The organism is Streptomyces umbrinus (assembly GCF_030817415.1).
GTDB classification, from domain to species: domain Bacteria; phylum Actinomycetota; class Actinomycetes; order Streptomycetales; family Streptomycetaceae; genus Streptomyces; species Streptomyces umbrinus_A.
On sequence record NZ_JAUSZI010000002.1, the window covers coordinates 258,769 to 278,917 of the forward strand.

Annotated in this window: 20 protein-coding genes and 5 pseudogenes; 17 read left to right on the forward strand and 8 right to left on the reverse strand. The window is 68.1% G+C overall.

Annotation, left to right across the window (positions count from 1 at the left end; translation table 11 throughout):
- Window positions 1–107 precede the first annotated feature (107 nt).
- The gene (locus QF035_RS01810; RefSeq protein ID WP_307517674.1) at window positions 108–650 is read right to left on the reverse strand and encodes a pyridoxamine 5'-phosphate oxidase family protein; all 543 of its coding nucleotides are present in this window, start codon (window positions 648–650) and stop codon (window positions 108–110) included.
- Between the two features lie 489 nt (window positions 651–1,139).
- Here QF035_RS01810 and QF035_RS01815 point away from each other — a divergent pair, with 489 nt between their 5' ends.
- The 4 genes and pseudogenes from QF035_RS01815 to QF035_RS01830 all read left to right on the forward strand — a co-directional run bounded on the left by QF035_RS01815 (window position 1,140) and on the right by QF035_RS01830 (window position 3,813).
- A complete protein-coding gene (locus QF035_RS01815; RefSeq protein WP_307517676.1) occupies window positions 1,140–2,360 on the forward strand; it encodes a metallophosphoesterase in 1,221 nt (406 codons plus the stop codon).
- A gap of 45 nt (window positions 2,361–2,405) precedes the next feature.
- Window positions 2,406–2,666: pseudogene (locus QF035_RS01820) on the forward strand (IS701 family transposase); the annotation flags it as partial.
- Window positions 2,667–2,713: 47 nt separating this feature from the next.
- A pseudogene (locus QF035_RS01825) lies at window positions 2,714–3,003 on the forward strand (LysR family transcriptional regulator); the annotation flags it as partial.
- Between the two features lie 165 nt (window positions 3,004–3,168).
- Window positions 3,169–3,813, forward strand: a complete 645-nt coding sequence (locus QF035_RS01830) for a DNA alkylation repair protein (protein ID WP_307530827.1) — start codon at window positions 3,169–3,171, stop codon at window positions 3,811–3,813.
- Window positions 3,814–4,008: 195 nt separating this feature from the next.
- On the opposite strand, the gene QF035_RS01835 is transcribed toward QF035_RS01830, so the two are convergent.
- Complete coding sequence (locus QF035_RS01835) at window positions 4,009–4,737, reverse strand: TetR/AcrR family transcriptional regulator C-terminal domain-containing protein (protein WP_307517677.1); 729 nt, start codon at window positions 4,735–4,737, stop codon at window positions 4,009–4,011.
- Window positions 4,738–4,827: 90 nt separating this feature from the next.
- Here QF035_RS01835 and QF035_RS01840 point away from each other — a divergent pair.
- From QF035_RS01840 to QF035_RS01850, 3 genes and pseudogenes are all read left to right on the forward strand, one after another.
- Window positions 4,828–5,022 (forward strand): annotated as a pseudogene (locus QF035_RS01840) (MFS transporter); the annotation flags it as partial.
- Between the two features lie 254 nt (window positions 5,023–5,276).
- Window positions 5,277–5,873 carry an ALF repeat-containing protein gene (locus tag QF035_RS01845; RefSeq protein ID WP_307517678.1) on the forward strand — a complete coding sequence of 199 codons (597 nt, stop codon included), beginning with the start codon at window positions 5,277–5,279 and terminating at the stop codon, window positions 5,871–5,873.
- A 228-nt stretch (window positions 5,874–6,101) separates the two neighbouring features.
- Complete coding sequence (locus QF035_RS01850; protein WP_307530829.1) at window positions 6,102–6,755, forward strand: class I SAM-dependent methyltransferase; 654 nt, start codon at window positions 6,102–6,104, stop codon at window positions 6,753–6,755.
- 468 nt (window positions 6,756–7,223) lie between these two features.
- Here QF035_RS01850 and QF035_RS01855 read toward each other — a convergent pair whose 3' ends face one another.
- Window positions 7,224–8,762, reverse strand: coding sequence for an ISKra4 family transposase (locus QF035_RS01855; RefSeq protein WP_307517679.1), 1,539 nt, complete (start codon window positions 8,760–8,762; stop codon window positions 7,224–7,226).
- Window positions 8,763–8,836: 74 nt separating this feature from the next.
- A complete protein-coding gene (locus QF035_RS01860) occupies window positions 8,837–9,361 on the reverse strand; it encodes a hypothetical protein (protein ID WP_307517680.1) in 525 nt (174 codons plus the stop codon).
- A gap of 102 nt (window positions 9,362–9,463) precedes the next feature.
- Between QF035_RS01860 and QF035_RS01865 the strand changes: the two genes are divergently transcribed.
- A complete protein-coding gene (locus QF035_RS01865; protein ID WP_307517681.1) occupies window positions 9,464–10,306 on the forward strand; it encodes an NmrA family NAD(P)-binding protein in 843 nt (280 codons plus the stop codon).
- 303 nt (window positions 10,307–10,609) lie between these two features.
- Here the strand turns inward: QF035_RS01865 and QF035_RS01870 are convergent, their stop codons facing one another.
- Complete coding sequence (locus tag QF035_RS01870; RefSeq protein ID WP_307517682.1) at window positions 10,610–11,083, reverse strand: MarR family winged helix-turn-helix transcriptional regulator; 474 nt, start codon at window positions 11,081–11,083, stop codon at window positions 10,610–10,612.
- A gap of 327 nt (window positions 11,084–11,410) precedes the next feature.
- Between QF035_RS01870 and QF035_RS01875 the strand changes: the two are divergent.
- The 4 genes and pseudogenes from QF035_RS01875 to QF035_RS01890 form a co-directional block, all read left to right on the forward strand.
- A pseudogene (locus tag QF035_RS01875) lies at window positions 11,411–11,482 on the forward strand (hypothetical protein); the annotation flags it as partial.
- Window positions 11,483–11,498: 16 nt separating this feature from the next.
- Window positions 11,499–11,594 (forward strand): annotated as a pseudogene (locus tag QF035_RS01880) (hypothetical protein); the annotation flags it as partial.
- Between the two features lie 142 nt (window positions 11,595–11,736).
- Window positions 11,737–12,294 carry an NmrA family NAD(P)-binding protein gene (locus QF035_RS01885; RefSeq protein WP_307517683.1) on the forward strand — a complete coding sequence of 186 codons (558 nt, stop codon included), beginning with the start codon at window positions 11,737–11,739 and terminating at the stop codon, window positions 12,292–12,294.
- Window positions 12,255–13,865 carry an FAD-dependent monooxygenase gene (locus QF035_RS01890; protein WP_307517684.1) on the forward strand — a complete coding sequence of 537 codons (1,611 nt, stop codon included), beginning with the start codon at window positions 12,255–12,257 and terminating at the stop codon, window positions 13,863–13,865. Before QF035_RS01885 ends, QF035_RS01890 begins: the two co-directional genes overlap by 40 nt.
- Before the next feature lie 145 nt (window positions 13,866–14,010).
- Here QF035_RS01890 and QF035_RS01895 read toward each other — a convergent pair whose 3' ends face one another.
- Window positions 14,011–14,874: an NAD(P)H-binding protein gene (locus QF035_RS01895; protein ID WP_307517686.1), complete on the reverse strand. Its 864-nt coding sequence runs from the start codon at window positions 14,872–14,874 to the stop codon at window positions 14,011–14,013.
- 72 nt (window positions 14,875–14,946) lie between these two features.
- Here QF035_RS01895 and QF035_RS01900 point away from each other — a divergent pair, with 72 nt between their 5' ends.
- A complete protein-coding gene (locus QF035_RS01900; protein WP_307517687.1) occupies window positions 14,947–15,357 on the forward strand; it encodes a winged helix-turn-helix transcriptional regulator in 411 nt (136 codons plus the stop codon).
- Window positions 15,358–15,446: 89 nt separating this feature from the next.
- Here QF035_RS01900 and QF035_RS01905 read toward each other — a convergent pair whose 3' ends face one another.
- Complete coding sequence (locus tag QF035_RS01905; protein WP_307517689.1) at window positions 15,447–16,085, reverse strand: M15 family metallopeptidase; 639 nt, start codon at window positions 16,083–16,085, stop codon at window positions 15,447–15,449.
- Window positions 16,086–16,337: 252 nt separating this feature from the next.
- Between QF035_RS01905 and QF035_RS01910 the strand changes: the two genes are divergently transcribed.
- Window positions 16,338–16,799: a pyridoxamine 5'-phosphate oxidase family protein gene (locus QF035_RS01910; protein ID WP_307517690.1), complete on the forward strand. Its 462-nt coding sequence runs from the start codon at window positions 16,338–16,340 to the stop codon at window positions 16,797–16,799.
- Window positions 16,800–17,039: 240 nt separating this feature from the next.
- On the opposite strand, the gene map is transcribed toward QF035_RS01910, so the two are convergent.
- Window positions 17,040–17,807, reverse strand: coding sequence for a type I methionyl aminopeptidase (map, locus tag QF035_RS01915; protein WP_307517692.1), 768 nt, complete (start codon window positions 17,805–17,807; stop codon window positions 17,040–17,042).
- Window positions 17,808–17,875: 68 nt separating this feature from the next.
- Between map and QF035_RS01920 the strand changes: the two genes are divergently transcribed.
- From QF035_RS01920 to QF035_RS01930, 3 genes are all read left to right on the forward strand, one after another.
- A complete protein-coding gene (locus tag QF035_RS01920) occupies window positions 17,876–18,130 on the forward strand; it encodes a helix-turn-helix domain-containing protein (protein ID WP_307517693.1) in 255 nt (84 codons plus the stop codon).
- A gap of 258 nt (window positions 18,131–18,388) precedes the next feature.
- Window positions 18,389–19,345 (forward strand): ABC transporter ATP-binding protein, encoded by a 957-nt coding sequence (locus QF035_RS01925; protein WP_307517694.1) that lies wholly within the window; start codon window positions 18,389–18,391, stop codon window positions 19,343–19,345.
- A complete protein-coding gene (locus QF035_RS01930; protein ID WP_307517696.1) occupies window positions 19,342–20,142 on the forward strand; it encodes an ABC transporter permease in 801 nt (266 codons plus the stop codon). The genes QF035_RS01925 and QF035_RS01930 overlap by 4 nt, the downstream gene beginning before the upstream one ends.
- The last annotated feature ends 7 nt before the right edge of the window (window positions 20,143–20,149 follow it).

Consider the following 20,149-nt stretch of genomic DNA (forward strand, 5'->3'; position numbering starts at 1 on the left):
GAACCAGACCGATCACCAGGAGGCCCTGCTGCCGCATTCTTTCCGGCCGGGCGGTGGGGCTTCTCCGGTCGAGGCTGGATGGCTCGTTCCATGCACCGTATGCATGGTCATGACTTCGATGTTCCTTGCTCGTCGGACGGCACGCTGTCGCCACTCTGCTGCTGACGTTCCGCACGCTGCTGTACGAGTTCCTCGACGGCGCTGGGCAGGGTCGTCTCGAAGTCGATCAGCTTCGCCCAGGTCGGCGTCATCACGATGCGGACCATGCCGTCGTAGAGCGAGCGGATCTCGGCCTCCCACTCGACCCGTTGCTCCGCCGTCATCCCGTAGGAGCCGTTCATCTCCAGGTACTCCTCGGGAATACCGTCGACCTCGTCGAGTTCCACCGTGCCGCGGACGAGCAGGATCTTGGGCGGGTGCACCTCGGTGTCGATCGTGATGGCGACGGCCGGGTTCCGACGGAGCGAAGCCAGCTTCGGGGCGTTCTTCGACGTGCACATCACGGCCTCCTTGCCGTTCCAGGCGAAGGCGATCGGGATGTTCCGCGGTGTCCCGTCCTTGGCCACGTAGGCCAGGCGGCAGAGGTCACGAGCCAGCAGCTCCTGGCTCAGCGGGCGACTGAGGATCTCGGCGATCTGGTCGTTCGTCATGACGGGCCTCCCAAGGCTGAGCGACCACGGTGGCCGCTTCTGCCCCTGGGACGGAGTCACCACGCCGTTCTCGACATCCTTGCCGAACTTTCCCCCGCGCCTCACCGGACACGTGTCCGGTGAGGCGCGGGGGGCAGCATGGTCAGGTGGCGGGGAGGCTGAGCTCCCGCGGTGCGGGGTTTGCGAGTGTGGGATTGTCGGAGCGCAGGCTCATGTGCACCGGGACAAGGCCCCTGCCGAGGTTGTCAGAGAGGCCCGGATGACCGCTCACCGCCGGCTGCGCACATCGCCGGTGACACAACGGCGGCCCGGGCTCGCGGAAGCAAGCGCCGTCACGGCACCCGCCAATGACGCGATCAGAGCCGAGGTGACGCCATCCCGCAGGAAACCCTTCGCCCCGCAGGGGCGCTCCCATGAAGGCCCCTCCGACCAGCCCCGGGGCGACCGGATACAGTGCGCGAGACGGCAGCCCGGGCAGAGAGGGGAAGTGTGACCGACACCAGCAACACCCAACCCGCCGACAGCGAAGTGCAAGCTCCGCAGCAGAGCCGACTGCACCGCCTGATGCGCTACATCCCCCTGATCGCCCCCGTCCTGCTGTGGGCCGTGCCCTGCTGGGTGCTCCTGTACACCGGCCAGCACTGGCCGCTTCTCGTCACGCTGGTCGGCACCGTCCTGTTCGTCCTCGGCCTCGTTGGTATGCCGCTCGCGATGGGGCGCGGCCACGGCCGACGCCAGCAGGACCGGGCGGCGATAGTCGGTGACACCCTGCTGGGAACCAGCTGGGTTCTGTTCACCTGGTCCGTTCTGCTCGGCGTCTTCTTGCGGCTCGCCCTGACCGTGGCCGGCGTCGGCGAGAGTCAGGACCGGGCCCGAATCGTCGCTTGGGCCGTCCTCGGCACGACCGCCGTACTGCTCGCCTGGGGGTACGCCGAAGCCCGCCGCGTGCCACGCGTGCGCCGCCTCGACGTGCAACTCCCGCGGCTGGGTGCCGGGTTGGACGGCACCCGCGTCGTCCTCATCACCGACACCCACTACGGCCCCCTCGACCGCGCCCGCTGGTCGGAGCGGGTGTGCGAGACGGTGAACACCCTGGAAGCCGACCTGGTCTGCCACACCGGCGACATCGCGGACGGCACGGCCCAACGCCGCCGCGCCCAGGCCGTCCCACTCGGTACCGTGCGAGCCAGCCGGGCCCGTGTGTACGTCACCGGCAACCACGAGTACTACAGCGAGGCCCAGGGCTGGGTCGACCTGATGGGCGAGTTGGGCTGGGAGCCGCTGCGCAACCGCCATCTGCTGCTCGAACGCGGAGGCGACACCCTCGTGGTCGCCGGCGTGGACGACGTCACCGCCGAATCCTCCGGCCTGGCCGGCCACCGCGCCCACCTCGCCGGAGCTTTGAACGGCGCCGACCCCGACCTACCCGTCCTGCTCCTGGCACACCAGCCCAAGTTCGTCGACCGGGCGGCAGCCGCCGGTATCGACCTCCAGCTCTCCGGCCACACCCACGGCGGCCAGATCTGGCCCTTCCACCACCTGGTCCGCATCGACCAGCCCGCGCTCGCCGGTCTGAGCCACCACGGCGCCCGCACCCTCCTCTACACCAGCCGTGGCACCGGCTTCTGGGGCCCGCCGTTCCGCGTCTTCGCCCCCAGCGAGATCACCCTGCTCGTGCTCCGCTCCCCGCACCTGCCCACCTCGCCGTAGCACTGGACGGGCCAACACATCCGCTTGCGGCAGTCCACGAGCCCGCTGCCGGCCGAGTGGCCCGCCACCGAGCCGGAGCCGCTGCAGTTCTCACTCTCCAACCTGCCCGAGGACACCCCGCTCACCATCCTGGTGCGGCTGGCCGACCTCCGCCGGCGGATCGTGCACGACTACCGCGAGATGAAACAAGCCCTGGGCCTGGCCCACTTCGAGGGCCCTACATGGAACGGCTGGCACCACCGCGTCACCCCCGCCTCAGCCGACCACGCCTTCTGCACACTCCAGCAACTGGCCCAGACCTCAAAGAAACGGCGCCACGGCCTGGCCCTCTACCAGGTCATCGACTCGGTCGGCCCGACTTCGGAATCGAGCCCCTGCTCGACACCATCGCCAACTCCACGACACTGGGCACCTTCTTCAGCGAACAGACCCCACTGGTCTGGCCCGCCGGCCACGACCTGCGTCGCATCCCCATCAAAGACCCGATCCCGCTCTACCCCGCTCCTTGATCTGGCACACCGACAACCCTCACCCCTCCCTGGCCGCCCTGCGCCGCCATCTCACATCCGCCTACCCCAGCCGCCCCGACAGCGGCATCTGGGTACCGGGATGGAGCCACCCCCTGCAGCCTGAGCGTGTCTGACCACCACCCGCAGGCCGCAGACCTCAGACCGCAGGGACAAGGAGACTGCCGAACCGGCGTGTACGACAGGGGGCCGACCTCCGTCGTAGGCTGACTCTCGCTCGTGAGGGACAGGAGGCTGAGGTGGCCGAGACGGCTGTGACCGAGACGACGGCGGCCGAGGTGATGGCCGAGCTGGCCGCGCTCGAGGACCCAAAAGCACGCGCGGTGAACGAGAAGCACGGTGACGATCACGGTGTGAACCTCAGCAAGCTGCGCGCGCTCGCGAAGCGGCTGAAGACGCAGCAGGAACTCGCCCGGCGCCTCTGGGACACGGGTGATACCGCGGCGAGACTGCTGGCGCTCCTGATCTGCCGCCCGAAGGCGTTCGAGCGTGACGAGTTGGATGTCATGTTGCGCGAGGCGCGCACCCCCAAGGTGCACGACTGGCTCGTGAACTACGTGGTCAAGAAGAACCCGCACTCCGAAGAGCTCCGCCTGGCCTGGTTCGCCGATCCGGATCCAGTGGTCGCGAGTGCGGGTTGGGCACTGACCACCGAACGCGTGGCGAAGAAGCCCGAGGTACTCGACCTCGTAGGGCTGCTCGATGTCGTCGAGGCAGAGATGAAGGACGCCCCGGATCGCCTGCAGTGGGCGATGAACCACTGCCTGGCCCAGATCGGGATCGAACACACCGAGCACCGCACCCGTGCGATCGACATCGGTGAGCGCCTGGAGGTGCTCAAGGACTACCCGACCTCCCCGGGCTGCACCTCTCCGTTCGCGCCCATCTGGATCACCGAGATGGTGCGCCGGCAGCACGACAAGTAGGAAGGGTCGCGCTCACGCTCCTGCCGCAGCTCCCTCCGAACGAGCTGTCCCGCCTGGAGGGGTGAGGCGGGACCTGTCCGCTGTCGGCGGCCTCGACGTGTTCGCGTACGCCGCCGCCTCCGGCCGCGAGTGCCGCGAGCCGGGCCGCCCGTGTGACAGACGATGCGCCCTGCCGGGGCCACGGAGAACCGCGCGTCACGAACGCATCCGCTCCAGGCCGGAGATCATGCAGTCCAGCCCTTCCCGGAAGCGGCTCTGGGTACTGGTTGTGGCACTGCGGTTGATGTAGTCGGCCAGCGACTTCGGATGGTCCTGCACCGCCGCGTCGAGGTACGGGCCCAACCGGGCCGCCCACTCCTCCTCGTTCTCGGCCCGCCGGTTGGACATCGTCTGCCAGGAGGCCTCGGACAGGGCCGCACCCACGATGTAGTAGTAGATGGCCGCCAGTGCGGAGTCGAGCTGCTGGGGGGTGAAGTCCGCGCGCTCCAGGATCTCGATGATGGCACTCGTGTGCGCCAACGCCCGTGGACCCACTGGGGGTTGCCCGCCCATCAGCTCGATCACCCATGAGTGGCGCAGCAGCACTTCGAACAGGCCGATCGCGCCGCTCTTGATGTCGTCCTGCCAGGCCACCGCGTCGGCCCGGCTCGGCGGATCGGGGAACACCGCGTCGACGGCGAGCTCAAGGAGGTCGTCCTTGTTGGGCACGTGCCAGTACAGCGACATGGGTGCGGAGTTCAACGACGTCGCCAGCTGACGCATCCGCAGGTTCCGTACGCCTCCTTCGTCCAGGAGCCGCACCGCGGCCTGCACGATCTGTTCACGGCTCAGGGATGGCTTCGACGGGCTCTTCTTCGTCTCGCGAAGCCAGAAGGAACCCTGACGCCCCTTCGGTGTGGTCTCTCGCCCAGAAGTCTCAGTCACGGCTCTATAGTACCGCAGGCTCGTACATTGTACGATCCTGCGGTATGACGTACGAGGCGGTTGAACGAAGGACATCAGAGGAGGGCAACCATGGAATCGGCGCGCAGCGCGGCCAACAGGTGGACAGTGCTCGGCATCCTGTCCCTGAGCCTCTTGGTCGTCGCGCTGGACCTGACCGTATTGAACGTCGCACTGCCGACGCTGAGCACTGAGCTGGAGCCGTCCTCGGTTCAGTTGCTGTGGATCGTCGACATCTACTCACTCGCCGTCGCCGGACTGCTCATCGGGCGAGCGCAGCGGCCAGACCCGTTTCGGAGTCCGGTCCGCAAGCAGTGGCTCGACCCGCGCCCACTGCGCGTCGGTCAACAGCACACCTGGACCACAACGTTCGACTGATCGAATCGAAACCGCCTGGTGGCAGGCCCTCGGCAATGAAGAACCAGTGAAGACTGCGTGATCCGGGCAGAGACCCGGCCCGGCTCCCCTTGGGACAATGCCCCCTCCGCACTCCGCGACTACGACACAAGGTGGTTCTCTCCGTGAGACTGACCCGCGCGTCCCTCGCCGTGGCCGCCGGCACCCTCGCTCCGGCCCTGCTGCTCTCCACTCCGTCCCTGGCCGGCGCCGCGACACCGTCGCCTGCCGCCGTGGCGGCAGCGGACGCGGGCTCTCCCTACGACGAGATGGACGCGGACGACCTGCGCATCGCGATCCTCCGCATCCTGGCCGACCCCGACAGCGGCAAGCGCGTGACCCGAGAGGCCAACGAACTCCTCGACGACGGCACCGTGGAAGAGATGCGTGCCTGGCTCGAGACCGGCTACCGCCTCGCTCAGGCCGAGGACGACCGCGTCGCCATCGCCAGGATCCTGGCCGATCCCGACAGCGGCAAGGCCGTCGTCCGTGAGGCCAACGGGGCCCTCGACGACGGCAGCCCCGAGGCCGTACGAGAGTTCCTTGAGACCGGCCTGCGTCTCGCTCAGGCCGAGGACGACCGTGTAGCCATCGCGCGGATACTGGCCGATCCCGCTATCAGCGACGCACTGCGCGCGGCGGCGAACGCGGCCCTGGACGACAACACCCCGGAAGCGCTGCGCTACTTCCTTGAGGTAGGCCAGTACGAGGTCGACGGCTAGGGCCTGTCGTTCGGGTCATTCGGGTCAGGCCAGATCAGGGAGCGGGGCCTGGTACTTGTAGCTGCAAGGCGGAGAAGCGAGTCAGCGCGGAGTGTTGGGGCTGACGACAACGCCGCAGACATGCGTGCCAGGCCCCCCGAGCCGGCATGATCCGAACGAACAGGATCCGGCCGTCGTCGGAAGTCATCTCATGCCGCTCTTGGGTAGCCTGCCGGCGTGGGAATCGAACTGAACACTGACGGCTGGCTGGAAGATACTCGGGCGTCCTACGACACCGTCGCCGCCAGCTACGCGGACCAGTTGCGCAACCTGCTGGATGAAACGCCCTACGAGCGCGCGGCCCTGGCACAGTTCGCCGACCAGGTGCGCACCAGCGGCGGGGGCCCGGTGGCGGACGTGGGATGCGGGCCGGGGAGGATCACGGCCCACCTGACTGAACTGGGCGTGGACGCGTTCGGGATCGACCTGTCGCCCGGGATGATCGAGGTGGCTCGGCGCGATCATCCCGGCCTGCGGTTCGAGCTCGGCTCGATGACCGACCTCGACCTTGCCGATGACTCGATGGCCGGCCTCGTCGCTTGGTACTCGCTGATCCACGTGCCCGACGACGAGATCGGCTCGGTCTTCGCGCACTTCAAGCGAGTGGTCCGGCCTGGTGGCCCGCTGCTGCTCGGCTTCCACGTCGGTGACGAGTCGCAGCTGAAGACGCAGGGCTATGGCGGGCACCCGATGAAGCTCTACGTCCACCGTCGACAGCACAGCCAGATGACGGCCTGGCTCAACGAAGCCGGCTTCACCGTCGAAGCGCACAAGACTCTCACCTCAGCCGAGAGCACACTCGGGGGAATCGTTCTCGCACGCCGCCAGCACGATTCCCAGTAGGCCATTGGCCGTTCAACGACCCAGTGGTGGCTTCCGATGTGCGCCGGGGCTCGATCTCTCGGCGTGCCAGGCGACGGGTGATGCCTCGATGGCGGAGCCATTGCCGCAAGTAGCGGCAGCCCTAACCTCCTTTGCCCCGATGGCGATTGCTCGGTTTGCGTCACCGCGGCCGACCGCCGCGAACAGCCCAGGGTGGGGCCACTCTCCGCGCACCTCAGCGCCGATCCCTGATCACTCATGGCCTTGCCGTACTTCCCATCCCCCTTGTTAAAGTTCCTGCCGTGAACTAGTTTAGTTCACGGCAGGAACTAGTGGAGTGCGTCCAGAGCTCACCTGGCCGCCAATCGCTGTCGCACCGGCGTCGACGTACACCTGAGAAGGGGAATCATGAACACACAGTCGTCCAGCACGATCGCCGTCTTCGATGCATTGGATTTGGGTGCGGATCCTCTGAAGTGACGGTCGGGATCAAGCTGTGAGGCTGTACTTCTGCTGGTCGGGGCCGGGGTAAAGGCGTTGATGTTCGCGGGCCGCGTGGAAGACCCAGTAGTTGTCGAAGTCGCCGTTCGTGATCAGTGTGCGGAGTTGGAGGACGGCTTCGGCGCCGTCGAGTCCCCAGCGGGCGCCGGTGATGTCGAGGCGGTCGGCGATCAGGTGGCGGCAGGCGCCTTCGACGGCGCCGGTGGCGATCGGCCAGCCGGCCGCGAGGGCGGTGTCGTAGTGAAGCTGATCGAGGTGGCCGGTGAGGTAGCGGTGGCAGGTGGTGACTGCCTCGCGGCGGGCGGCGGGAAGCCGTTCGGCTGCGGCCTGGGCGGTCATCTCGGTGGCGGCGCGCTCGGCATGTCCGGCGAGGATCGCGGTGAGTTTGTCCGTGGCCCAGGTCTCAGCCGCACGGCTGCCGGGCGGATGGAAAGCATGCGCTGCTGTCCAGCAGTACTCGGCGACATGGACGAAGTCGAGCAGGACGTTGAGGTGGATGCCGCGGCGGGCGGCTTCGGCTTGGATCAGGTCGAGTTGGTGGCGGGCGCCGTCGACGAGCACGATCCAGTCCCGCAGCTGCTGCGGGTCGCGGGCCTCGGCCTGTCCGAAGGCGTCGGCGACGACCTGTTCCGGAGGACGGATCACCGAGGCGGTGCACCATTTCTGTTCCGCCTTCGGGCCCGGCCTCGGCGGCCGGGCCTGGCTGCGACCGCCGGGCGGGTGCACGATGTCGTGCGGCCGGCGCGGGGCGGGCACGATGTCGAAGATGCAGGCCACGGTCGCCATGCGCTTGCGATTGGGCTTCTCCCCCGGAGCCAGGCGTCCGCGCCGTCCGGCCGCCGCGCTCTTGGCCGCGGCCCGGCGGGTGGCCTCGCGCAGGGCTTCGGGCCGCATCACCACCCCCTTGCCGTCGACCTGGATGACCAGCGGCATCCCGCGGGTGCACGGCGTGGGGATCTTCACCGTGTAGTAGGCGGCGATGTCGACGGCGGCAGCGACCACCAGCTCTTTGAGACGGCGCTTGCCCAGCACCTTCCCGCAGCGTCGCTCGATCGCGGCCTGGGCCTGGTCGAACGAGCCGCGAACCGCCTCCAGAACCGCGAGGCGGGCAAGCCCGCGGGAGTGCCGGCCGGCGGGGAGCGACAAGTGGGCATCCGCCGGGTGCACGTTGGACACGCCCCGGCCGCGATAGGCGATCCTGTTCACCCGGACCGGCCCGAACACGCAGGTCAGCCAGCGGGGGTGGTTGCTCTCCCGCCAGGTCCGCGTCTGTCCTTCCGGCCCGCGCACCGCCGGTTGCCCTGCGTTGATACGGGCGTCCGCTTCTTCCGTCCTCGCCCGCGCATCGAGGTGATCCTGCATCAACTGCCGCAGCAACTCGCGCCCTTGCTGTTCGAGCAGTTCCTCCAGCTCGTCGTGGGCCATGCTTTGCGCCGGGTCGTCGGCCAGCGTCGAGACAAGGCGTTCGAAGGCACCACGGGAGGCGGCATACTCATCAGGCCCGGACAAGGCGTCATAGGGTTCCATCTGGGGCTCTTCTTCGGCTCTTCTTGCGGTTCGTTTGGTTGGCACCTTCGAATCTACGGAGAAGAGCCCCTTGGTCACCGGGAGTTGACCCGGCCGGTGTCCCCGTCGTGGCGAGCGAGGGTGAACCGTCCCGGTGCGTCCTCGTCCAGCCAGCCCCGCTCCACCAGACGCTTCAGCTTTCCCCGTGTCCCCTCGATCTTCGCCGTGGTGGCCTCCAACCCGATCCGCGGCACGATCTGCTTGGCCTGCAACGGACCTGGAGCATCAGCGACGATCTCCACGATGTCCCGGTACACGTCCGGCAGCACTTGAACGACCAGGCCCTCCCGCCACGGCGGCACGGCCATCACTCCGATGCCGTGAGGCGCCGGCGCCTTGGGGTCCGGCGCATCGCGCGCCTCTGCTTCCGGCGCTGCCTGGGCGGCCGACAACTCCGCGAGCACTTGCGCGACGGTCTCCCGCGTGATCTCCAACCGCGACAGATCCGCCCGGGCCTTCTCCAGCCGGACGGCCAACTCCGCAGCCTCGGCCTGGAGTTCTTCCACCCGCTGTCGAGCCGCGGCCTCCCGCGCCTGGAGCTCTTCCGGCAACGACACCATCGCGCCCACCTCCACCCCGCCACGGTAGGAGTACGACGGCACCGCTCACACGTCAATCAGCGTCTTCCCAGCTCAGCTGCCCCTCGAAAGGATCCGCACCCATTGGATTTACTGGGCGGAGCGGTCATCGACTCGCTCCTGTCCCGCGGTGCGCGCGTACGAGGCCTCGTCCGTGACCTTGGCTCCGACCGGGCACAGTCACTCGCCGGCCGAGGAGTCGAGCTCGTCCGCATCGACGTCAGTGACGCCGCATCGCTGCCGGCTGCGCTGCAAGGTGCGGACGCGTTCTTCTTCATGACCACCCTCGAGGGTGATACCCACGACGTTGATGGCGAGACGCGCCAGGGCATCGCCCTCATCGACGCGGCGGTAGCGGCGGCCGTGCCGAACGTGGTCTTCAGCTCGGCCGGAGGTGCCGACCGCGACTCGGGCGTGCCGCTCTTCGAGTCGAAGCGCCACCTGGAGGAGCGCCTTGAAAAGTCCGGCCTGCGGGTGACACTGGTGCGACCGGTTGTCTACATGGACCACCTGCCGCTCCTGGGACCGAGCGTGGAGCACGGCGAGGTCGTGTTGCGTTTGCCGCTGCCCGATCACATCCCGCTGCAGCTGATCACGATCCGCGACATCGGGCAGATCAGTGCCTCCTTCCTGCTCGGGACCGCAGAAGCGCCGGCCGGCAGCATCGAAATCGCCGGCGACCAGCGCACCGGCGGTCAGATCGCCGCCGCGTTCGGCGAGCGCGCCGGCCTGCCGGCACGCTATGAGGCTCTGCCGCTGCAGGCCTTTGACGACAACCCTCATCTCCAGGCAATGTTCCGCTGGCTGCAAGAGACGCCGGCCTTCCAGGCCGACATCGAAGCAGTGAAGGTGATCGAGCCGACCGTGTGGGACCTGCCTGCGTGGGTGCGCTCCAGCGGATGGGCGGTCCCAACGCCTGGCCAGTGACACACTGCTGGATACCCAATGCAGCAACACCATCCGCCGAGTGACCTTCCGGGCCCCGCTCCACTCGGTCAAGGGACACCCAGCAGTGTCCGCGGTGACAACTCGGCCGTACGCAGGCCCGTACCCAACGGGATTGACCGCAGGCGTGGCGATCACGAGCTCCTGCTTCCGTGCCGTCGGCAACGTCGGTCACATCCATGCTTGACGAAACCGAGCCAACTCGTGGCGGTACGACGGTCCTCGACCCAGCTCTCCGCAACGGGCCGGGCCGGCGCTCTGGTCATCCTCACCCAATGACGTGGCCTATCCCGGCGACTGTTCGCTCTCGGCATTGGACAGGGCTGCGTCAGGCACGGACGATGCCGCCAGAGGGGCGGTGATGCGGGCGACGGAGTTGGCGAGCTGCCGCCGCTCGTCGGCGGGCAGTGCGCTGGCGATGTCGGGCATGCGCTGGGCGACGTCGGCATAGAGCGCGTCGACGATCTCCTTGCCGAGTGCGGTGGTGCTGAGTGTGACCGCCCTCCGATCGCGCTGGAGCGCTTCCCTTTGCACCAGCCCGCGTCGTTCGATGCGGTCAACGAGACCGCTGAGCGCGTTCTTGGCCACGCCGAGCAGCTGCGCGAGATCACCCATGCCCTGTGGCTGATCCTTGATCACGCACAGGAGTGTCGCCTGGACAGGGGTGAGGTCGTGGTCGGCGCAGACCTGTGCGTACCGGCGCTGCACCAGCACAGACAGCCAGACCAGGTTGTTTCCGAAGCCGTCGTTCTCTGTCACCGGCGCACCCTTCCTTCGCTGCATGTCACCTTACCTTGCGGAAATTCACGGCAGGAACTACTTTAGTTCACGGCAAGAACTATTTGGTCGCCGATGGCGGCGCGCCTCTGCGCGCTGTTGGAGCGGCACCAGCAGCGCTCCCCCACTGGTCCGCCCGGATCGGGCTCACCTGTGCCGTGGCGGGCCCGCCCGGCGCACGCCATCGCCCCAGAGCGCGCCCGGACGCGTTTTCTACGAAACCGAGACCCGAACAACCCGCTCGTCGCCGAGCACGGCAGCGACTGCTGCCCCACCGGCTTCAGAGCAGGCCCACAGGGAGAAGCAATCATGAGCACACAGTCATTCGGCACGATCGCCGTCTTCGGCGGCACTGGCCAGCAGGGCGGATCGGTCATCGACGCGCTCCTGACCCGCGGTGCGCACGTACGCGCCCTCGTACGCAACCCCCGAGTCCGACCGGGCGCAGGCGCTCGCCGACCGCGGAGTCGAACTCGCGAAGGTCGAGATCGGCGACGCCAGGTCGCTGTCGACGGCGCTCAAGGGGGTGGACGCCTTCTTCTTCATGACCAACCCCCGCGGGGCACACCCTCGCGGACATCGAGGGCGAGACACAGCAGGGCACCGCCCTCGTCGACGCGGCGGTCACGGCAGCCGTGCCGCACGTCGTGTTCAGCTCGGTCGGCGGTGCGGAACGCGACTCGGGCATACCGCACTTCGAATCGAAGCGCCGCGTGGAGGAATACCTCCAGCAGTCCGGCCTGCGGGCGACGACAGTCCGCCCGGTCGCCTTCATGGAGAACTTCTCGTTCCTGGCACCGAGCGTTGAGCAGGGCGAGATCGTGCTGCGTATACCGCTGCCGGACGGCATCCCGCTGCAGCTGGTCGCCGTCCACGACATCGGCCGGATCAGCGCCGCTCTCCTGCTGGGCACCGCACAGGCGCCCGGCGGCACGATCGAGATCGCCGGCGACGAACGCACCGGCAGTCGGATCGCCGCCGCCTTCGGCGAACACGCCGGGCTCCCGGCACGATACGAAGCCCTGCCCCTGCACGTCCTCGACGACAACCCGGACACCCAGGCTATGTTCCGCTGGTTCGCGGAGACCCCCGCCTACCAGGCCGACATCGATGCGGCGAAAGCGATCGAACCGAGTGCGTGGGACCTGCCCACATGGCTGCGTTCCACCGGCTGGACACTCCCGGGCCGGTGACAACCGCCGTCACAGCCGAGTCCGAGGCGTCGATCGTCCAGAAGGGAAACGCATCGATGGATGCTGATTTTGATGTTGACGTAGTGGTGGTCGGTGGCGGGCCGGCGGGTGCGTTACTCGCCGGTGAGCTGGGGCTGGCAGGTGTGCGGACCCTGGTCGTGGAGCGGCTGACAGAACAGTCCGACCACAAGTGGCTCGGCGTGCAGACACGCACGCTTGAGGAGTTCGAACTCCGCGGGATACTCGAAGACCTCCTCGACGGTACGCCGTTGCTCCACAACGGCAACTTCGCCAGCCTGCCCACGCCGCTGACGTACGAGGGCCTCGACAGCCGCCATCCACACGCGGCATACCGCCCGCAGGAGGACGTCGAGAAGATACTGACCGCGCGCGCCCGAAAGCTCGGTGCGGAGTTCCGACGCGGGCACGAGCTGATCCGGCTGGAACAGGACGATGCCGGGGTCACCGCCGGCATCCGCGGGCCGGACGGCGAGTACGAGATCCGATCCCGCTACCTGGTCGGCTCCGACGGCGGGCGCAGCACCACCCGCAAGCTCGCCGGCATCGCCTTCCCCGGCCAGGGCCCGACTCTCTACTGGCTGTTGGCCGAAGGCAGGTTCAGCGACGAACTGCCGGTCGGCGAGGGCATGGGGCCCCTGCGCCCGTACGGCGTCGTGCGGCCGGAGGAACGGACCTGGTTCTCGGCGGTCCCGCTCCCCGAACCGGGCATCTACCGGATCTTTACGTTCTTCTACGGGCGGACTGTCACCGATCGCCATGCCCCCGTGTCCGAGGAGGAGATGCGAGCCGCGCTCGTCGAGATCGCCGGCAGTGACTTCGGGCTGCACGACATCAGGTGGCTGACCCGACTGACGGACAGTAACCGGCAGGCCGAACAGTACCGGCAGGGACGTGTCTTCCTCGCCGGCGACGCCGCGCACGTGCAGTTCCCCGCAGGCGGCCCGGGTATGAACGCCGCGGTGCAGGACGCCATGAACCTGGGGTGGAAGCTCGGCTCGGCCGTGCACGGCCGGGGTGGTGACGCGCTGCTGGACACTTACCACAGCGAGCGTCATCCAGCAGGCGAGCTGATGCTGCGCCAAGCGCGGCTCCAGGCGCTGCTGCTCGACCCCGACCCCGGCCTTCAGGATGTGCGCGACATGCTCGACGAACTGCTGCAGATCCCGGAGGTCAACCGCCATTTCGTCGAACGCGGAGCAGCGCTGGACACCCGGTACGACATCGCAGGCTCGCATCCCTTGATAGGACGGCGGATGCCGGATGTGACTGTGGTGACCCCTCAGTCACAACGTCATCTGAGCTCCTACTTCCGCGACGGTCACGGCATACTGGCCCTCCTGAACGAACCGGCCGGGGCCGGCGATGCGGCCATGGCGTGCAAGGGCCGGGTCGACATCGTCACCGGAACGGTGCCCGCCCCTGACACCCCGCCCGCGGACGCCTTCCTGGTGCGCCCGGACGGCTACGTCTGCTGGGCCGGCGACCCGGTCACCGACACCACGGGGCTGCACGCCGCGCTGGAGACATGGTTCGGATCACCCTTGCCGTAGAGCCGGGACCGGGACGGCAGGGTCCGGGAATCCAGGGCCCTGCCGCCGCCTGGCTTCGGTGCGCCGGCCGATCAGGGCGCCGCCGCGGCCCGTTCTCGACCAAGCCGCGGGGCACGGCCGGCTGCGAGGTGCTTCGGCGCCGGGGTCAGCTGACCAACTCGGCGCGGTGCGCCGCGAAATAGTCGGTGATGGTGGTGGCCGGCCGACCGGTGAGCCGCTGGACCGTGTGGGTGGTGATGTCGTACCAGCCATCGCGTTTGGCGATGCCGGCGGCGCTCCAGGCGTGAGCGAAGTGCTCGGGGAACCCCTGGTCCAGGAGCCGCTGGGGGTGTTCGGCGTCGGCGACCTCTTCGTAGCGCACGCGGCGGCCGGTGGCCTCGGTCAGCGCGTCGGCGACGTCGGCGTCGGTCACTGCCTCGGGCCCGGTGACCTCGAGGATCTCTCCCTGGCTGCCGCCCTCGGCCAGGACTGCGGCGGCCACTGCGGCGCTGTCGTCGCGGGTGATGTGGCCGATGCGTCCGTCTCGGCTGTTGCTGGGAAGGACTCCGGTGGCCACGGCCCGGGGAGCCGCCCCGACCAGGGTCAGCATCTCGACCCATACGTTGAAGCGCAGCACCGTGAAGGCCAATCCGGATTCCGCCAGCAGCCGTTCGGTGGCCCCGTAGTCGGGGACGAGGGGATTGGGGTGGCCCGGGTCGCCGGCGCGAGTGATGGAGGTGAAGAGGACGTGGCCCACGCCCGCCTTCGCGGCGGCGTCGATCGCTCGGGCGTGCTTGGGCAGCCGGTCGTCGGTGCCGATGCTGATGATCAGCAGCCGTTCCACACCGTCGAGGGCCCGGACCAGCGCGTGCGGTTCGTCGAAGTCGGCATGGCGAGTGCGCACGCCCAAGTCGGCGCTCTTGTCCGGGGTGCGGGACAACGCCAGGACGCGGGCGGCGTCGGTGCGTTGGACGAGATGGCGGACGGTTGAGCTGCCCAGATTTCCCGAGGCTCCGCTTACTGCGATCAAGAGAGGCTCCTCTGCCGTATGTGTAGCCTGATGGTCAGTGATTGCGTGTTGGTCTCGTAAGAAGGCACATTGATGTCACCCCTCCACGAAGCTTCGGCAGACGAGCCCGTCGTCGGCGTCACGGTGCCGGTCACGGTCGATGATCACCAGAGGTGTCCGGCGACGGAGGTGCTGCGCCGGATCGGCGACAAGTGGAGCCCGGTGCTGCTGTCGCTTCTGGCGCAGCGCAGTTACGGCTTCAACGAGCTCGACCGGTCGGTCCAGGGCCTCAGCCGCCGCATGCTGGTTCGCACTCTGCGGTCGCTGGAACGCGAAGGGCTCATCAGCCGAACTCTTCATGCCGGCACGCCTCCACGGGCCGAGTACGCCCTGACCGACCTCGGTCGTTCACTACGGGAACTGCTGACCACGCTCGGACAATGGGCAGTTGCCCACGAGGCCGATGTGCAGACCGCACGCGCCCGTTACGACGCCGCATACTGACCAGCTCGACATGTAGTTGCGCCGACACCGAATTCCGACAGCGTCCCGTAGGCCTCCCCGTGTCTACCTACGCCATCTTCTGTCCTCGCTCACTGCTGCATTCTCGGGTCCTGGGTCGGGTCGGCATACATACGCGGGCAACCACGATCGATCGCATTGGTGCGGAGTTCGTAGTGCCAGGGTTCGTTCCTGTAGATCTGGCACAGCCCGTACTCGGCGCCATGTTTCGCCAGCCACATCGTCGCATCGGAGTGCCCGAGGTCGACCGCGTCCCCCGACACGTGGGGAGACGTCGTTGCAGTAGCCACCCATCGGGCGGCTTCGTCTTCAGATCCGTACTTGGAGACCGCCTCGCGAAAAAGCTCATTTTGGTACGCCGGGGAACGCCAACCGCTGTTCACGTATAACTCGACTCCGTTGTCCGCGGCATCCTTTGCAGCCTGACGGAGGGCCTTGAGCAGGTCTGGGTCGAGCTTGGCCACAGCCGGAATCTCGTCATCGAAGACCGTCACACCGTCGGGGACGGCGCCATCTGCCTCGCCCAGCGCGCCACGGTGGTCAATGCGAAGAGTATTCGCGGGTGATGCGGCCGATGAGGAAGAGGATGACTGCGACACCAGGCAGCCGAGGGCTGCGGTGATCGCTGCTATGACAACTACCAGGCCAACGACAGCGAGCCGGCGAAAACGACGGGGCGTTGTTCGTGCTGATGGTGGAGTTCGATTCATGCTGCCAAGTCAAGGCAGCATGCCGTTGCCAGCACGTATGCGGTTTTGGAGACGCCGATGATATGCGCAAATTCGTAGCATCAATATCATCCGTGTGTTGGTTGATGAGGGCGAACCCTCTCCGGGCGAAGTACCAAGTCCCGTCCAGCACATGGCCGTCCCCGAGCCCAGGGGCTGAGGAGTTCATCGGTCGCCGGGTGTAGGTCTTTCGCCTCATGCGCGCCTTGAGTCTGCTGGCTAAGGTCGACGTTCATGCAGATCACGGGGATTGTTCGCCGTCAGGCGGCGGAGCGTAGGCGCGACACTCTGGAACGGCTCGTTGCCGAGCGGGATGTATGGGTGTCGACAGCACATCCTGATCACGGGCCGCACCAGGTGCCGTTGTGGTTCTTGTGGGATGGGCGAGCGGTGTGGATGTGCACCAGTGCTACTTCCGCAACTGCGCGGAACGTCCGCGAGGAGCCGCGCGTGCGCCTGGCGCTGCCGGACACCTTCGATGTGGTGCTTCTCCAGGGCGAGGCGGAGTGTTTCCTGGACCAGGATGTACCCGGAGACGCTGCGGAGGCGTTCGCCACCAAGTTCGGGTGGGACCCTCGCGCGGAGGAGGGTCCCTTCTTGTATGTGCGCGTGGTGCCGAAGAGTGTGCGCGCTTGGCGCGGCGAGCCGGAACTACGCGGCCGAGTCATCATGCGCGACGGGACATGGCTGGAATAGCGGCCGTCCCTGGCTGACGCCCTTCTCTCGGCCCCATTCAGCCCTGCGCGTCAGCGCGACACCGACGGTCCACCGACCGTCAACTCCTCGCCCGCTACCGGCTCTTCGACGGCACCCACGGCACCCCGGCCGACCCGGCACGGCGGGGCCCGCCGCGAGTACGGGGATCGAGGCACCCGTGGGTTCGTGGTGAACAGCCGGGCTGCGCGCAGCCGTGACGTACGGCTGCAAGTGTTCCGGTCAGGGCAGAGTCAGGATGCGGGGACCTTCTTCGGTGATGGCGATGGTGTGCTCGATGTGGGCTGCTCGGCTGCCGTCGGTGGTGCGGAGGGTCCAGCCGTCGAGTGCGGTGTAGTAGTCGTCGTGTCCGCCGGCCATGAGCATGGGTTCGATGGCGAGGGTCAGACCGTGTCGGAGGCGGAACCCGCGGCGGGGACGTCCTCGGTTGGGGACGTGGGGGTCTTCGTGCATGCTGCGGCCGATGCCGTGACCGCCGAAGTCGGCGGGCATGCCGCAGCGGGCCGCTTCGGCGATGGCGCCGATGGCGTGTGAGATGTCGCCGATGCGGTTGCCGGGGACAGCAGCGGCGATGCCCGCGTCGAGAGCGCGCTGGGTGGCGTCGATCAGAGCCAGGTCTGCGGGCCGAGGGGTGCCGACGGTGAAGCTGATGGCGGCATCTCCGGTCCAGCCGTCGAGTTCGGCACCACAGTCGACGCTGACCAGGTCGCCGTCGCGCAGCCGGTAGTCGGTGGGGACTCCATGCGCTACGGCGTCGTTGACCGAGGTGCAGAGCACTGCTGGGAAGGGCGTGGGGGCGAAGGAGGGCTGGTAGCCGAGGAAGGGCGAGCCGGCCCCGGCCTTGGTCAGCACCGTGCGGGCCGCTTCGTCCAGTTCTCGCAGGGATACCCCGACGCCTGCCGCTTCCCGGGCGGCTGCGAGGGCCTGAGCCACGATGCGCCCGGCTTCCCGCATCGCGTCCAGCGCCGTGTCGGTCTTGATCTCCACCATGTCCTGCGACTCCTCGTCTCACGCTCGGGTGTGCCAATTTTTATACCGGTATTAGTATCACGGCCACGGTGAGAACTCCTTTGACTCCGCGGGAACGGCAGCGCGGCGAACGCTTCGGCGCGCTGCTGCGCCAGGCACGCGGGGCTCGCAGCATGGTGGAAGTGGCCGCGGCGGCAGGGGTGTCGGCGGAGACGGTGCGCAAGATCGAGACGGGGCGATCACCCTCCTCGGCCTACTTCACCGCCGCGGCACTGGCCGCCGCGCTGGGGGTACCCCTGGGCGAACTGGCCACTTCGTGCTTGCCGGACGGTGAAATGCGGTGAGTAGGCACTCTCGGCGTGATTCTCCACGTTGTCCCAGGCTCCCCGGGCTAGACCGAAGGTGCCGCCGGAGAGACCCCCGGACCAGCGTTGATCCGCAGGTGGAGGTTGGCGGTGCAAGGGTGCCGACCGCAGCGGTCCTGACACACGTCGGGTGTCAGGTGTCAGGCAACTGAGCACTCAGTACGCGAGCGGCGCCATGCGACGCGTTCGCCGTGGCAGTTGACCCTGACGCAGGGGCAACCTCGCAGCATGGTGGGCATGACTACAAGAACCAGTGCGATCGAGGTCACCGGACTGCGCAAGTCGTACGGCCACCACGAGGTGGTCGCCGGAGTCGACCTCACCGTTCCCGCCGGATCCGTCTACGCTCTGCTCGGGCCCAACGGGGCCGGCAAGACCACCACGGTCCGGATCCTGTCCACGTTGCTCCCCGCGGACGCCGGTGAGGCTCGGGTCGCCGGGTACGACGTACGCCGCGAGGCCGATCAGGTGCGCGCGTCGATCGGAGTGACCGGGCAGTTCTCCGCCGTGGACGAGTTGCTGACCGGGCGGGAAAATCTGCGGCTGATGGCCGACCTCGGCCACCTCGACCGTCGCCGCGCGCAGAGTGTGGTCGAGCGGCTGCTGGAGCGGTTCGAGCTGGGCGATGCCGCCGACCGGCGCACGGTGACGTACTCCGGCGGTATGAAGCGGCGGCTGGACCTGGCGATGACCCTGGTCGCCGGACCGCGGCTGATCTTTCTCGACGAGCCGACCACCGGCCTGGACCCGCGCAGCAGACGTGAACTGTGGGCGATCGTGCGGGAGTTGGTGGCCGACGGGGTGACCGTCTTCCTCACCACCCAGTACCTCGAGGAGGCCGACCACCTCGCCGACCGGATCGGCGTGCTCGACGGGGGCCGACTGGTCGCCGAGGGCACTGCGGCCGAGCTGAAGCGGCTTGTCCCCGGCGGTCGTATCGAGCTTCGGGCCGCCGACAGCGAGCGGGTGGCCGACCTGGCGCGCCGGTTGCCCGGGGCGAGCGCGAACGCCGAGGCACTCACCGTGACCCTGCCGCACGACGGCAGCCTCGCCGCACTGCGACGGCTGCTGGACGGGATCGACGACGACGCGGTCACCGGGCTCGCCGTGCACACCCCGGACCTGGATGACGCGTTCCTGGCCCTCACCGGCCGCCCCACCACCGACAAGCCTTCCGAGGAGGTGTCGGTATGAGCACCGCGCGGTACGCCGTTCGTGACTCCGTGACCATGCTGCGTCGCAATCTGAAGCACATGGCCCGGTATCCGTCGATGACGGTGATGCTGATCGGGCAGCCGCTGCTGTTCCTACTGCTGTTCGTCCATGTCTTCGGCGCGACCATGGGCGCCGGTCTGCCCGAAGCCCCGGCAGGGAGCCGTGGCGACTATCTCACGTTCATCACTCCCGGAATCCTGGTCATGACGGTGGCCAGCGTGTCCATCGGCACAGCCGTCCTGGTCGCCACCGACATGACCAACGGGATCACCGACCGGTTCCGGACCATGGCCATCGCCAAGGTCTCGGTGCTCAGCGGCCGCGTGCTCGGTGCGATGATCCAGACCGCGCTCGCGCTCGCGGTCATCTTCGGAGTGGCGTTCCTGCTCGGCCTGGAGACCGCCGCCTCGGGGCTGCAGTGGTCGGGGCTGGTCGGACTGCTCGTGCTGCTGTCGCTCGCGATGACCTGGTTCACCGTGGCTCTCGGGCTGGCAAGCCCGGACGCGGAGACCGCGAGCAACCTGCCGATGATCTTCGTGCTGCTTCCGTTCGTGGGCAGCGGGTTCGTGCTGGTCGAATCGATGCCGGCCGGGTTGCAGTGGTTCGCCGAGCACCAGCCGTTCACTCCGATCATGGACGCCTTCCGCGGTCTGCTGGCGGGTTCACCGGACGGTTCGGAAGTGCTGTGGGCCATCGGCTGGTGTGGGGTGATCGGAGTGGTCGGGTATCTGTGGTCGCGGCGTCTCTACCGGTACCGGACGCGAGCCGCGAACTAGGAGACTG